Raw genomic sequence first — 14,073 nt, 5'->3', positions numbered from 1 at the left:
CGTTCACGGCCGCGACCGTGACGAATCGCTGCCCGTCTTCAAGACGATGCCATTACCTAGCGCGATATACGATCCGAGTTAATATATGCTATTGATATATAGCATGTTGGATATACGTCAGCCGTCCAAATTGAACGCTTACCGCCGAGTTTAAGGTGGAATGTTTAAGGTGTAAGGTTCGAGCAGTGTTCGCCCCGCGAAAACTGAAGTGAGGGCCGAGACCGGCGCGAAATCATGCGCCCACTGGGGGCGCGCGGGGGAAAGCTGAATGCCGAACAGACATGACCGGCGCCAGCGGCGCCGGGGACCGTCCCCACATCAGTTTTCGCGGAGCGAAAACTGGCGAAAACTGCGCGTTCGACTTCGGATGCTAACCGGTTAGCTTTCCCGACCATGAACCACGCGACCTTCAGCCGAAAGGGCGGACGCGCCCGGTCGCTCGCCAAAACCATCGCGAACCGCGCGAAGGCCGTGGCCTATTGGGAGGCAAGGCGCAGCGGAAGAGCGACCGCGGCCCGCCGCCGCTCCCCGCCACCCGCCCCCGCCGTGATCGGGCAGCTTCTGGCTGACTACTGCCGGCGCGTCGGAATCACCCGCCTCGAACTCTTCGGTTCAACCGCCCGCGGCCAAGCGAAAGCCGGCAGCGATGTCGATCTCATCGCCACGTTTCGCGACAACCCCGGGCTGCGCTTCTTCACCATGGAGGATGAGATGGCCGCCATCCTCGGCGTGCCCGTGCATCTGCTCACGCGCGACGCCGTCGACGAGATGACCAATCCGTACCGCCGCGCGTCGATCCTGGCGGACGCAAAGGAACTTTAGTTTTTGCCGGCGGCAAAAACTAAAGTAAGCGAGGTGTGAAACACCGGCGCGTCCCGCGCCGGCTTCAGCCCCAATTTCAGTTTTCGCGGAGCGAAAACTGGGGAAATCGCGCCGCTCATTGCCGCGTTGGAGCGCTACTTCAGCACCCGCCAGTTTTCGCTGCGCGAAAACTGAAGTGGGGCGATGAAGCCGGCGCGCGAAACGCGCCGGGCGTGGATCGAAAACCAAGACAGGTATCACAGGAGGCAGCAGAGCGCGCAGAGTTCGATCCGAAGGAGGATCGGTCTCCTGGCCGGTTCCTCTGCGACTTTAGTTTTCGACGGCGCCGAAAACTAAAGTAAGTGGGGTTTCGGACGCGGCGCCTCCGGCGCCGGCTTCAGCTTTCAGCCTTCGCTTCCCCGGAGTCCCTCCCTTGCCTCTGTTATCTCCTGTAAGACGGGTTGAAGATGGGTGGATTTCCAAGGCAGTCTCACAGGAGGCAAGGGAGGTAACAGAGTTCGATCCGGAGGAGGCTTGAACTCCTGATCGAGCAGTTTTCGCTCCGCGAAAACTGGAGTAGGGGTGCAAGGCCGGCGCGAAATGCGCCGGGAATCCTTCGCAAAAGATCCGGACATTATGAAAAAGTATCCGGACATTATTCCGGAGTATCTGGACATTATCCCGTTAGTCGTTGCTGAAAGGAGAATTATAATTGCAGCCATCGGCACCTATGCATCGCTGGTTCTGTGGGCATGGGACTGCGGAGATGATCGGGGCTTGGGTGAGGTGCCGCGCCCCGGAGGGCGCAAAGTTGCAGGTTCCAGGTTCGAAAGTTGCAGGTTCCCGATGCGGAACGCCGCGCCCCAAAGGGGCGGGGAGGGGCGCGCAGTGCTGCAGATTCGTGTTCAATCCTCGCGCCCAGAAAGGGCGCGGGTGGGCGGAATGCCGCGCCCGCTGGGGGCGCGCCTTTGCAGATTCAGGGAGCTTACCGCTTAAAGCCTACTGCCAAAAGCCGCGCCCTGGGAGGGCGCAAAGTTGCAGGTTCCCGATGCGGAACGCCGCGCCCAACAGTTATCGCGTTCGCGATAACTGAGTAGGGATCTGACGCCGGCGCGGGGCGCGCCGGGGCGCGGATGTGCGGCAGTTCAGGCGCCCAACGGGGCGGAGACGCTGCAGGTTTCTGAGCCTATCGCCTAAAGCTTATCGCCAAAAGCCACGCCCCGAAGGGGCGCCGGCGGGGCGGAAGTCTGGACCGATTCGCGCGCCCATTGGGGGCGCGACGGAGCCGGAAGTCTGCGCCCATTCACGCGCCCAACGGGGCGCGCCTTTGCAGGTGCAGGGAGCTTACCGCCTAAAGCTTACTGCCAAACGCCCGCCCGGGAGGGGCGCGGCGAACCTTAGCACCTTAAACTTTATAACCTTCAACCCGGTGCCACCGGCGCCGGCAGCCTATCGCCTAAAGCTTATCGCCAAAAGCCACGCCCAGGTCAGATGTCAGAAATCAGAAATCAGATGTCAGAGGTCAGAGGCCTGAGGCTGAGACAGCTGAACGCGGAAGCGGAACAGGCAGACCGGTGCCACCGGCGCCGAGATCGTCCCCACATCAGTTTTCGCGAGGCGAAAACTGCCGGAGTCGAAAGTTGACTACGCGTGTAGCGCGAATCCACTTGTGCCGCCATGAAACAGTTCCCCGTTTCCACCCGGTACACGCGGGACGAGCTCAAAACGCTCACCGCCACGGCCAAGCTCTGTAAGATTTCCCGCGCCGAACTCATCCACGCGCGCTCGCTCGGCAAGATCCTCACGACCCACGAGCTCGCCGACTGGGCCGAGGCCGAGCTGACCAAGTCTGCCGCGAAAAAAGGACGTCGTGGATCCCGCGCTGCTTGATTCCTCGTTCCTGATCGCCCTGGAGCGCGAGCTGGCCGCGGGCCAAGCCGGGCCGGCGCTCACGTGGCTGCGCCGCCAGCGCTCTCTCGCGCAGCGGCCGCTTCTCGTCAGTTGCATCTCTGCCGCTGAGTTTCTCGAGGGGAGGGACGATCCCGCGGAAGGCCTCGCGTTCCTCGCTCATTTCGTGCCGCAGAATATCGGTTTCAAGCACGCCGTCCGCTGCGCGGAGATCCAGCGTCGCGCCGGTGCAAATGGGCGCCGATTTGGTGAGAACGACGCCTGGCAGATGGCGGTCGCCGATCGCGCGCACGCCACGATCGTCGGCCGCGACCGCAACGCCTTCAGCCATCTGGGAAATCGCTACGAACAGTTTTCGCTGCGCGAAAACTGAGGTGGGGTGTGAAGCCGGCGCGAAATGCGCCGGGATTTGATGCCCTCTTCTTTCATTTTTGCCGCAGGCAAAAACGAAAGCCGGCTCGATCTCTGTTCCCTCCCTTGCCTCCTGTGAGACGGCCGTGGCATCTGGCTGTAGGCTTTAAGCTATAGGCTCCAATCAGCCAAACCGTTCTACAGGAGATCGCAGAGGCCGCGGAGCTCGATCCGAGGTTAGGTTCCGGACATTGTAACCTTCAACCCGGCGCCAGCGGCGCCGTGGCCTCTGTTCCCTCCCTTGCCTCCTGTGAAACGGCCTTGGAAATCGGTGTTCAAATCCACTCCTCTTCAATCCGTTTTACAGGAGATAACAGAGGTAAGGGAGGGAGTTCTGTGAAGCGAAGGCTGAAAGCTGAACGCTGAAAGCTTAAGCCGGGCCAGTGGGAAGGTGGGCAGAGGTCAGATATCAGAGGTCAGCAGGACCCACCGGGGTGAAAGAGTAAGAGTCAGGGAAGCAGCGCTTCAGCGCTCAGCCGGCGCGAATGCGGCCGGGGGCAAGGTTGGTTTTTGCGTCGTCAAAAACCAAACAGCCACACCCCCAGCCGGCGCGACCCGCGCCGGCGACAGCGACCACCGAACTGGTTATGGCCACAAAAAGGCACCAAGAGGCGCGAAGACGAACCCACTGTATTGAGGTTTTTTGGTGCCTTCTCGTGCCTCTTCGTGGCCAACCCCGGCTCGGCGATCTGTGGCTCGCTTTTGCGCCTCCTGCGCTTTTTTGCGGCCAAATCCTGATGGGCTGCAGCCGGGAGCACACACCGCCGGGGGCTGCCCCCACATCAGTTTTCACGGAGCGAAAACTGGGGAGAAAGAGAAAGAGGAAGAGTAAGAGAAAGACTCCCCGAGCCGGGCGCCCACGGGGGGCAGACGTCAGAGGTCAGACGTCAGAGGTCAGATGTCAGATGTCGGAGGTCAGATGTCGGAGGAAGTGAAAGCTGAATGCAGAAAAGACACGCCGGCGCCAAGGGCGCCGGGTGCTGCACCCCACTTTCAGTTTTCGCGCAGCGAAAACTGGCGCGAACGATTACTCTCCGGCGCCCACAGCGCCCGGGGTTGCCCCACTTTCACTCTCACTTTCACTCTCACTTCCCCTAAACGCGGTACGGCGGGGCCATCCCCCCGCCTTGCGGGCCCCGCCGTACCGCGTTTAGGGGAGATCCCCTACTTCCGGCTGGACGCAAGGGGGTGGCTGTTGCAGGCTCCGCACCCCACCACGGGGATCGGTCTGATGGAGCACTTGCCAGGGACTCTCATTCGTCCCCGGGCGAGGCGCCCCAGCGGGCCGGGCCCCAACACACACACCCGTAAGCACAGGCCGAAAGATCGGTCGCGACTGTCGCTGGCAACAGCGGCCGGCTGCGCTCGCTCCGACGCCTCCCACACGCACTCGCCAGATGACTTCGCAGGGATTTCTCGCCAAGCCCGTGACCGACCTCAGCCAGAACAAGCGCACCGCGCTGCTGAGTGTCATCTTCGCCGGCATTATCGGCAGCAGCTTCTACATCGCGTACGAAGCCAGGTTCGACTTTCTCGTCGCCCCGGAGTTTCAGGCCCAGCGGATGGCCATGCTCGCGCTGGTGGTGGGCGTGAAGCTGGTGTCGCTCGTCGCCTTCCGGCAGCTCGGCAGCCTCATGACGTACTTCAGCGTGCCCGACCTTTACCGGCTCGGCTACGCGATGATACTCGCCAGCGTTTTTCTTTTCGCCCTGCGCATGACGGGCGCGATCAGCATCCCGCGCGGCGTCCTGTTGATCGACTTCCTCGTCTGCACCGGTGGCATGTGCGTGGGCCGGCTGGCGGCTCGCGTCTTCCGCGAGCGGCTCACCAGCAAGTGGGAGCACCAGGAGAAGGGGCGGCCGCTGGCCCCGCAGCAGCGGATCGCGATCGTCGGCGCCGGCGATGCGGGCGCGGCCCTCGCCAAGGAATTCGTGGCGTATCCGTCCCGTGGTTTCCGTCCGGTGGCTTTCTTCGATGACGATGCCGCCAAGCATGGGACCCTCATCCATGGCATCCCGGTGGTCGGCCGGCCGGAGCGGATCGCGGAGATGAAGCTCGCCCACACCGTGGCCAAGGTGGTCATCGCCATGCCGACGGCCCCGGCGAAGCGGATCCGCGAGGTGGTGCAGGCCATGAGCGCCCAGGGGTTGAAGGTGGAAACGCTGCCCTCGATGGCCGACCTGGCCGCGGGCCGCGTGCGCGCCAGCCGGATCCGTCCGGTGGAAGTGCAGGACCTCCTCGGCCGCGAGCAGGTCGACCTCGATAACGAGGGCATCCGCGCGAGCATCCAGGGCCGCGTGGTGATGGTGACGGGTGCGGGCGGCAGCATCGGTTCCGAGCTGTGCCGCCAGATCGGCGCGATGGCGCCGAAGCAGTTGCTGCTGGTCGAGCAGTGCGAGGGCGCGCTGTTCGTGATCGAGCAGGAGCTCAACGAACTCGGCCTCGGCTCGATCGCGGTGCCGCTCGTCGGCGACATCATCGACGAGGACCGGATGCGGTACATCTTCCAGCACTACCAGCCTTCCGTCGTGTTCCACGCGGCGGCGCACAAGCACGTTTACCTGATGGAGCGCCAGCCGGCGGAGGCCATCCACAACAATGTCCTCGGCACGCGCATGCTGGCCGAGATCGCGGCCGAGGTGGGCGTGGAGAAATTTGTCCTGATCTCGACCGACAAGGCCATCAACCCGACCAGCGTGATGGGCGCCACCAAGCGGCTGGCGGAAATCCAGCTGATGGACGTCCATGCGGCGCAGCGGCGCGAGAACGTATACGGCGCGCGCTCGGTGCTGACGGAGTCGGCAGCGGCCAGCGCGTTGCGGCAGGCCGATGCGGTCGTCGCGCAGGCGGTCGGCGGTAATGGCAACGGTCACGCCGGCGTGGGCGGCCACTCGGTGGGCACGCTGCAGGACGCGCGGAATTTCGTGGGCATCGCCGAGCCGGCGGGCGGCAATGGCACCGGCCATGGCGCGGTGGGCGCGGGCGGCAACGGCGGATCGACCCGCCAGGTGGCCGAGCACCTCGTGACGATCGTGGCCAAGCACGGGGAGCGTCCCGCGGGTGTGGGCGGCGGGGTGCCGCCGGCGAGCGTGAGCTCGTCGCGGGCGCCGTTTGGCCGGACGACTCCGTCGGCGCGGCCGACGAAGTTCATGGCGGTGCGCTTCGGCAACGTGCTGGGGTCGTCGGGCAGCGTGATTCCGATCTTCAAGCGGCAGATCGCCAATGGCGGGCCGGTGACCGTGACGCATCCGGAGGTGACGCGTTATTTCATGACGATTCCGGAGGCGGTGGGCCTGGTGCTGCAGACGAGCATCCTGGGCCAGGGCGGCGAGATCTTCGTCCTGGATATGGGCCAGCCGGTGAAGATCGTGGACCTGGCGAAGCAGATGATCGAGCTGAGCGGGTTCAAGGTGGGCGAGGACATCGAGATCAAGTTCTCGGGGCTGAAGCCGGGCGAGAAGCTGTACGAGGAGCTGCAGCACAAGAACGAGCAGCACACGCCGACGACCCATCCGCGGATCATGCGTTTCACGACGAACACGGTGATCAGCGCGACGGGCATCCAGGAACTGCGGCAGCGGTTGTATAATCTGGACTCGAACCAGCTGAAGCAGCTCCTGCACCGCCTGGTGCCAGAGTATCGGCCGCACCTCGACTGAGCAGTTTTCGCTCCGCGAAAACTGAAAGTGGGGTGCAGCACCGGCGCCCGACGGCGCCGCTTTTCGTTATTGGTTATCCGTTATCCGTGTCGGTGGATTTGGCCGCCATAGAGCCTATCGCCTACCGCCTAAAGCCTACGGCGCGAGGCGCCGGGTTGAAGGTTATGAGGTTTAGGGTGATAAGGTTCGAACTCCTGATCGATTCCTCTGCGTCCTCAGCGAGCTCCTGTAGAACGGTTTGGCCGATTGGAGCCTATCGCCTATAGCTTACCGCCTATAGCCAGCAGGTTGTGGCCGCAAAAACGCGCAAAATTCGCAAGAGGACGCCGCGGATCCAAGGCATCTCACAGGAGGCAAGGGAGGGAACAGAGGTTTGATGCACAGCCCCACCTTCTCGCATTTTCGCGCCAGCGAAAACGCGAGAGCGCTGCTCTCGAATCTTTCTCTTACTCGTACTCTTACTCTTTCTCCCCAGATTCTCGTCTCGGAGCCAAAAGCCTACCGCTTACCGCCTATAGCCAATTCAGGGTTGGCCACCAAAAGGCACGAGAAGGCACGATAAAGATACCGCCGATCGCCAAGGCAGGGGGTGGCCGCAAAAACGCGCAAAATTCGCAAGAGGACGCCGCGGATCCAAGGCATCTCACAGGAGGCAAGGGAGGGAACAGAGGTTTGATGCACAGCCCCACCTTCTCGCATTTTCGCGCCAGCGAAAACGCGAGAGCACTGCTTCCCAGATGCCTGCTCCTTTACCCGAGATTCTCGGCTCTGAGCCTATAGCCTACTGCTTACCGCCTATAGCCAAGTCAGGGTTGGCCACCAAAAGGCATGAGAAGGCACGATAAAGATACCGCCGATCGCCAAGGCAGGGTTTGGCCGCAAAAATGCGCAGCAGGCGCAAGAGGAACCACGGAGTCCAAGGCTATGGGCCTTCTGTGAAGCAGCGCTTCAGCGCTCTACGGTCGCTTCACGCGACCGGGGCGAACCGTGGCTTTTGCGTCGTCAAAAGCCACAACCCACCCCGCCCGAGCCATCGCCTGCGCGATGGCCGGGCTCTGCGGTGTTTTATCGTGCCTCCTGGTGCCTTTTCGTGGCCAACCCAAATCGGGTATTGGCTATAAGTGATAAGCTATAGGCTTTGGCGTCCGAGCCAGAGTCCAGAATCACGGATAACGAAATAGCCGATAACGGATCGCCGGTCACGGCCCCGACCCAAGGCAGAGAAAGAGGAAGAGTATGAGTAAGAGAAAGAGCTCCCGGAACCGGCGCCCACAGCGCCGGCAGCAGTCCCCACTTTAGTTTTCGTGCCGCGAAAACTGCTCACTTTCACTCTCACTGTCACTTCTCTGGTTTTAGCCGGCGGCTAAAACCAGACACACGTTGCTGCCGCCGAAGCCGCTGCTGTTGTTGAGGACGACGCGGGGGGCGGTATCGAGGGTGGTGCGGAGGAGATCGAGGCCTTCGCAGGCGGGGTCGACCTGCTCGAGGTGCGCGGCGCCGGGGATGAAGCGTTCCTTGATCGCCAGGGCGCAGACCGCGGTCTCCAGCGCGCCGGCCATCGAGAGCGCGTGGCCGGTGAGCGCCTTCGTGCTGCTGACCTTCGGCGCCCGGCCGCTGCCGTCGAACACCGCGCGCAACGCCAGCGCCTCCGAGCGGTCGCCGATGGGCGTCGAGGTGGCGTGCGCGTTGACGTAGTCGACGTCGGCCGGCGCGACGTGGGCGTCGGCCAGCGCGCGAACCATCGCGCGGCGCAGGCCCGCGCCCTCGGGGTGGGAAATTGCGATGCTGTGGCCGTCGCCCGCCTGGCCCCAGCCGATGAGGTCGGCGTAGATCGAGGCCCCGCGGGCGGTCGCCAGCGCGCGGTCCTCGAGGACCAGCGCCACGCCGCCGCCCGAGGCGATGAAGCCGTCGCGGCGGGTGTCGAACGGACGCGAGGCGGTTGCGGGGTCGGGATTGGAGGACAGGGCGCGCAGGCCGGCGAAGGGGAGGACGGTCTCGGCGTTGATGTCCTCGCCGGCGACGACGAGCATGCGCCGGGCGCGCCCGAGCCGGATTTCGTCCATCGCGAAACCGATCGCGTGGCTCGACGACGCGCAGGCGGAAACGAAGCCGGCGACGGGGCCCTGGATCTTGTAGTGGGAGGCGAGGTTGAAATTGAGGGTGCCGGCGATGGACGACACCAGGCCCATCGGGTTTACGCGCTCGCCCTTGGCGGCGTAGACCTGGTTGGTGCTGGCCACCAGGAGGTAGGGCGAACCGCTGGACGCGCAGTACAGGCCGGTGTCCTCGTTGGCGACATCGCCGGGCGTGAGGCGGGCGTCGGCGAGCGCCTGCTGGAGCGCGCAGGCGGCGTACACGCCATGCGGGGCGAAGCCGCGGATGGTTTCGCGGTCGATTGGGTATTCGCGGGGCCAGACCCAGTCGCGCCAGTTGGGGGAGGGAAAGGCGAAGCCCTTGACCGTGCCGGCGAGTTTCACCGGCAGCGCGGGGTTGCCGAAGAACTCGACGCGCTCGAAGCCGTGCCGCAGCTCGCGCAGGCTGCGGAGGACCGACGCGCGGTCGTTGCCGATGCTGGTGATGAATCCCAGGCCGGTGATGACGGGCACCGCGGCCATGGGGATCAGGAAGCGGTGGGAGTGGCGCTGACCTTGTGGCGGACGAAGGCCCGGAGGTCGGCGATGGTGGCCACCTTCATGATCTCGTCGTTGCTGATCGAGATGCGGAAGAGGTCTTCGGTGAAGAACACGATTTCGGTGAAGGCGAGGGAATCGAACCCGAGGTCGTCGATGAGCTTGGTCTCGGGCGGCAGCGTGGAGAAGGCCTGCGCGGCCTTCTTGGGGGCGTACTCCTCGAGGATGCCGAAGATGACGGCGTCGATCGCGGCGAGGTCGTGCTGCTGCTGGAAGCGGCGGAACGCGGCCTGCGCCTCAGGCGAGAGGTGCCGGATCTTTTCCTCCCAGTCCGGGGTGCCGGAGGGGTTCGAAGCGCTGGAAGCGGGGGTGTCCATGAAGGGAAATACGGCGGCCAGTGATGCCGCGGCTGCCCGGGCGTGGCCAGACTTTCCTTTCAGCAGTTTTCGCTCCGCGAAAACTGAAGGTGGGGTGCAACACCGGCGCCGGTGGGCGCCGTCCAAATCTTTCTCTTACTCGTACTCTTACTCTTTCTCCCCAAATTCTCGGTTCGTAGCCAATAGCCTACCGCTTACCGCCTACAGCCGGCAGGGTTTGGCCGCTTACCGCCTACAGCCAAGGCGGGGTTGGCCACGAAGAGGCACCAAAAGGCACGATAAAATGCCCAAGGCGGTTTTACAGGAGATCGCAGAGGCCGCAGAGGTCGCGGCGCCGGAGGCGCCGAGTTGAAGGGGGTAAGGTCCGAATGCCACCGATCCTCCCTTTCCTCTGTTGTCTCCTGTAGAGGCATATCCGGATCGGATCTGAGCTATCTGTGGTTAATACAGCATCGATGGCTTAACCTCAGATTTCTCTGATAAATGCAGGATATGGACACTGAATCGAAGGCAGTTTCACCGGAGATAACAGAGGGAACAGAGGTCGCGGCGCCGGTGGCGCCGGGTTGAAGGTTACAAGGTTTAAGGTGCCAAGATTCGAACTCCTGATCGATTCCTCTGCGGCCTCTGCGATCTCCTGTAAGGCGGATTGGAGATGAGTGGATCTGAGCGCCGATTCCCAAGGCAGGGGTTTGGCCGCAAAGAAGCGCAGAAGGCGCAAAATGATGAGTGATCGGTTATTGGTTAACCGCTATTCGTGTCGGTGGTTCGGAAGCCCAAAGCCTGCCGCCTATTGCCTACAGTCTATTACAAAGCCGTGTTGGCCACGAAGAGGCACTAGAAGGCACGAAGCTTTATTTTTCGGCGGCGCGAAAAATGAAGTAAGTGGCGGTTCATCCCCGGCGCCGGCAGCAGCTCCCACATAGGTTATCGCGGAGCGAGAACCTGCGAGAACCAACCCTTGCCCCATGGCAGCATTCGCGCCGGCTGAGCGCTGAAGCGCTGCTTTCCGGACGATCTATATTGGTGCTCGAGAGTCCGGTTGCTATAGGCGTTTTGTGAAGCAGCGCTTCAGCGCTCTACGGTCGCGTTCACGCGACCGGGGCGCACGGTGGCTTTTGCGTCGTCAAAAGCCACAACCCACCCCGCCCGAGCCATCGCCTGCGCGATGGCCGGGCTCTGCGGTGTTTTCTCGTGCCTTCTCGTGCCTCATCGTGGCTAAACCGAATCGGCTATAGGCTCTAAGCGAAAAGCTATAGGCTTTCGGCCTCTCAAGCCTACTGCCTACCGCTTAATGCTTATCGCCTATCGCTCGCCGGTGGCCAGCGCGGCGCCGCGGCGGGCGGCGGCGTCGGCGGGGTCGAGCTCCAAGGCGCGACGGAAGGCGGCGGCGGCGGCCGCGGGGCGGTGGGCTGACAGCAGCAGGTAACCGAGATTGCAGTACGCCGGCACGGAGCGCGGCGCCTGCGTCACCACGGCCTGGGCGTGGGCCAGCGCCTCGGGGAGGCGGCCGGCCTGAAACAGCGCCAGGGCCAGTTCGGATTCCACCGCGACGCGCGTCTCCGCCAGGGTCAGCGCGGCCTCGTAGTGCGGCACCGCCGCGGCGAAACGCCGCTCGGCGGACAACGCCCGGGCGAGGTTGAGGTGGGCGAGCGCGTAGTCGGGCCGCAGCCGCAGGGCCGTCTCGTAGTGCGCGATCGCCTCAGGCGTGCGGCCGAGCTGCATGAGATCGAAGCCGAGCTTGTTGTGGAGCGCATGTGCCTTCGCGGCGTAGCTCCGCGGATCGGCGAGCCGCAGCGCCGCCTCGCCCTGCGCGACGGCGTCGGCCGGCCGACCGGCGGCGGAGTACACCAGGCCCAGGTTGTAGCGGGCGCGGGCATTGGCTGGCGCGCGGGCCACGGTGTCCTCCCAGAGCGTCTGAGCCGAGCGGTAGGTGGCGTTGCGCGCGAGGGTCAGCCCGCCGAGCGCCAGCGCGACCGCGGGCCAGACGAACAGGCTGCGCCGGCCGAGTGCGGCGTAGGCGCCGGTCACGAGCAGCGTGAGCAGGGCGGCGAGCGGCAGGTAAAGCCGGTGTTCCACGATCATCTGGATCGTGCCCGGGACGAGGCTCGTCGGCGCCAGGATCAGGAGGCACCAGGCGCCGAGGAAGCCGGCGGCGGTGCCGCGCCAGAGCCCGTGCAGGGTCAGGCCGAGCAGCGGGACGATCAGCGCGGCGTAGGGCGCCGCGGCGCGGACGCTGCCCCAGAAGGTGCCATGGTCGAAGACGAGCGGATGCGGCCACACGATCAGCCGCAGGTAGTGCGTCAGCGCCTGGGGCTGCGTCAGCCAGTAGGCGGTGGGCGCGACGGTGACATCGAACCCGGCGGTGCCGCCGCGGTTCCAGCCGGTGGTGGCGACGAGCGCCAGCAGCGGCAGCCAGGTGGCGAAGAGCGCCAGGTGGAGCCCGCGCCGCGCGCGCCAGGCCGCGGCGAGCGAGCTGGCGACGAAGGTGCGGTCGTACAGGAGGAGGAGCGGTGGGAGCGCGACCGCGATCTCCTTGGTGCCGACGCCGGCCAAGGCGGCGCCGACGGTGAGCGCGTGCCAGCGCACAGGCTGCGCGGACGTGGTGGCGCGGATGAAGGCGTACAGCGCGAGCAGGATCCACAGGCCGGCGAGCGACTCGGTGCGCTGGCAGACATAGGTGACGGCCTCCGTCTGCACGGGGTGGAGCAGCCAGAGCGCGGCGATGGTGGCGGCGAGCGGACGCGCCGCGCCGCCGAACCGCGCGGCGAGCCGCGGCGACGCGAGGGTACGCCGCAGCACGGCGTAGAGCGTGCAGGCGGCGAGAAGGTGGATGAGGAGGTTGAGTGTGTGGTAGCTCCACACGGCCTCGCCGGAGACGGCGTGGTTGAGAGCGAGCGAGAGGTTGGCGATCGGGCGGCCGCTGGTGGTGAGTCCTCCGGGCGGCGGGAGGAGCGCGCGCCAGAGCGGGCCGCGGAGGGTGGGGTTCTCGAGGATGGCGCCCTCGTCGTCGCCGACGAACGGCGCGGAGAACGTGCCCGCGTACGCGGCCAGCGCGAGCGCCGCGAGGAGCGTGAAGACGAGGAAGTCGACGCGTCGGCGCGGGGGCGGAGGGGAGGGGGTGGAGCTGGCGGCCACGATGGTGCCAGATGGTGTAGCCACAAAAAGGCACGAAACTTTATTTTTCGGCAGCGCGAAAAATAAAGTAAGTGGGGGTTTATCCCCGGCGCCGGCTTCAGCTTTCAGCCTTCGCTTCCCCGGAGTCCCTCCCTTGCCTCTGTTATCTCCTGTAAGACGGGTTGAAGATGGGTGGATTTCCAAGGCCATCTCACAGGAGGCAAGGGAGGTAACAGAGGTCGCGGCGCCGGTGGCGCCGGGTTGAAGGTCTTAAAGTTCAAGGTGCTAAGGTTCGGACTCCTGATCGATCCCTCTGCGCAGTTTTCGCTTCGCGAAAACTGAAGTAAGTGGGGTTCCGGCCGCGGCGCATGCGGCGCCGGGGGCAGCCCCCTACATAGGTTATCGCGGAGCGAGGACCTCGCGCAGCGATAACCTTGCTTTGCAAACCGTTGCTGGTGTTAAGTTCACGTGCCCCGCCGTGGTGGCGGGGACTCAATATCCCCCATGAAATCGACCTTGCTCCGTATCGCCCTTGTCCTGGGCGCGCTCGTCGGAACCGCGGCGATGGCCGCCCCGAAATCCTCCGGCTATCTCGAAGCCTTCGCCAACAGTCCCGTGCCGGTGGCCGGGCAGGACTATTACCTGCGCCACTGCATCTGGTATGAGGACGGCGAGTCGAGCGGCACCAACTACGCCCGTGGCACGCTCGTGGCCATCAACACCAAGGTGAAGCTGCTCAGCCTCGATGGAAAAAACATCGTGCTGCAGGCCGACGGCATGACCGTGAAGGTGAAGAACGTGCCGGACTACACGAAGAAGGACACCGCCGCGCTCGCGCAGCGGTTGCTTGGCGCCGAGCCGGTCAGCTTCGACGGGTTTGACGAGGCCACCGTGGCCGCGATCAAGGCCGGCAAGATGAAGCGCGGCATGACCAAGGAGCAGGTCCTCATGGCCCGGGGTTATCCGCCGGCGCACAAGACCCCCACGCTGCAGAGCGATCGGTGGATGTACTGGCCCAGCCGCTTCGTGATCCAGACCATCGTCTTCGCCGACGGCGTCCTGACTGCAGGCCGAGGGGTCGAATGAGAAAGGGCTGAAAGGCTGAAAGGCTGAAGATGACATGTAGCCGACAGGCGGCGCGGGATGCGCCAACCTGTCGGCTGATATGAG

At 64.5% G+C, this 14,073-nt stretch carries 7 protein-coding genes and 2 pseudogenes; 6 read left to right on the top strand and 3 right to left on the bottom strand.

Features of this window, described 5'->3' with window-relative positions; genetic code table 11:
* Nucleotides 1–393 precede the first annotated feature (393 nt).
* The 5 genes and pseudogenes from DB354_RS00155 to DB354_RS22950 all read left to right on the top strand — a co-directional run.
* Nucleotides 394–822 (top strand): nucleotidyltransferase domain-containing protein, encoded by a 429-nt coding sequence (locus tag DB354_RS00155; RefSeq protein WP_107833408.1) that lies wholly within the window; start codon nt 394–396, stop codon nt 820–822.
* Nucleotides 823–2,478: 1,656 nt separating this feature from the next.
* Nucleotides 2,479–2,691, top strand: a complete 213-nt coding sequence (locus tag DB354_RS00150) for a hypothetical protein (protein WP_107833407.1) — start codon at nt 2,479–2,481, stop codon at nt 2,689–2,691.
* Nucleotides 2,672–3,082, top strand: a complete 411-nt coding sequence (locus DB354_RS00145; protein ID WP_107833406.1) for a PIN domain-containing protein — start codon at nt 2,672–2,674, stop codon at nt 3,080–3,082. The genes DB354_RS00150 and DB354_RS00145 overlap by 20 nt, the downstream gene beginning before the upstream one ends.
* Nucleotides 3,083–4,517: 1,435 nt before the next feature.
* Nucleotides 4,518–5,870, top strand: a pseudogene (locus tag DB354_RS22955) (polysaccharide biosynthesis protein); the annotation flags it as partial.
* A 390-nt stretch (nt 5,871–6,260) separates the two neighbouring features.
* A pseudogene (locus tag DB354_RS22950) lies at nt 6,261–6,779 on the top strand (polysaccharide biosynthesis protein); the annotation flags it as partial.
* A 1,352-nt stretch (nt 6,780–8,131) separates the two neighbouring features.
* On the opposite strand, the gene DB354_RS00135 reads toward DB354_RS22950, so the two are convergent.
* From DB354_RS00135 to DB354_RS00125, 3 genes are all read right to left on the bottom strand, one after another.
* Nucleotides 8,132–9,394, bottom strand: a complete 1,263-nt coding sequence (locus DB354_RS00135; protein ID WP_107833404.1) for a beta-ketoacyl-[acyl-carrier-protein] synthase family protein — start codon at nt 9,392–9,394, stop codon at nt 8,132–8,134.
* A 5-nt stretch (nt 9,395–9,399) separates the two neighbouring features.
* On the bottom strand, nt 9,400–9,786 hold the full coding sequence (locus tag DB354_RS00130; RefSeq protein WP_107833403.1) for an acyl carrier protein: 387 nt from the start codon (nt 9,784–9,786) through the stop codon (nt 9,400–9,402).
* 1,305 nt (nt 9,787–11,091) lie between these two features.
* Nucleotides 11,092–12,948, bottom strand: coding sequence for a tetratricopeptide repeat protein (locus tag DB354_RS00125; protein ID WP_158277291.1), 1,857 nt, complete (start codon nt 12,946–12,948; stop codon nt 11,092–11,094).
* 459 nt (nt 12,949–13,407) lie between these two features.
* Here DB354_RS00125 and DB354_RS00120 point away from each other — a divergent pair, with 459 nt between their 5' ends.
* The gene (locus DB354_RS00120; RefSeq protein WP_107833401.1) at nt 13,408–13,989 is read left to right on the top strand and encodes a hypothetical protein; all 582 of its coding nucleotides are present in this window, start codon (nt 13,408–13,410) and stop codon (nt 13,987–13,989) included.
* Nucleotides 13,990–14,073 lie beyond the last annotated feature (84 nt).

Source organism: Opitutus sp. ER46 (assembly GCF_003054705.1).
GTDB lineage: Bacteria > Verrucomicrobiota > Verrucomicrobiia > Opitutales > Opitutaceae > ER46.
Note: the sequence above shows the minus strand (reverse complement) of the source record. Positions and strands in the feature narration are given on the sequence as shown.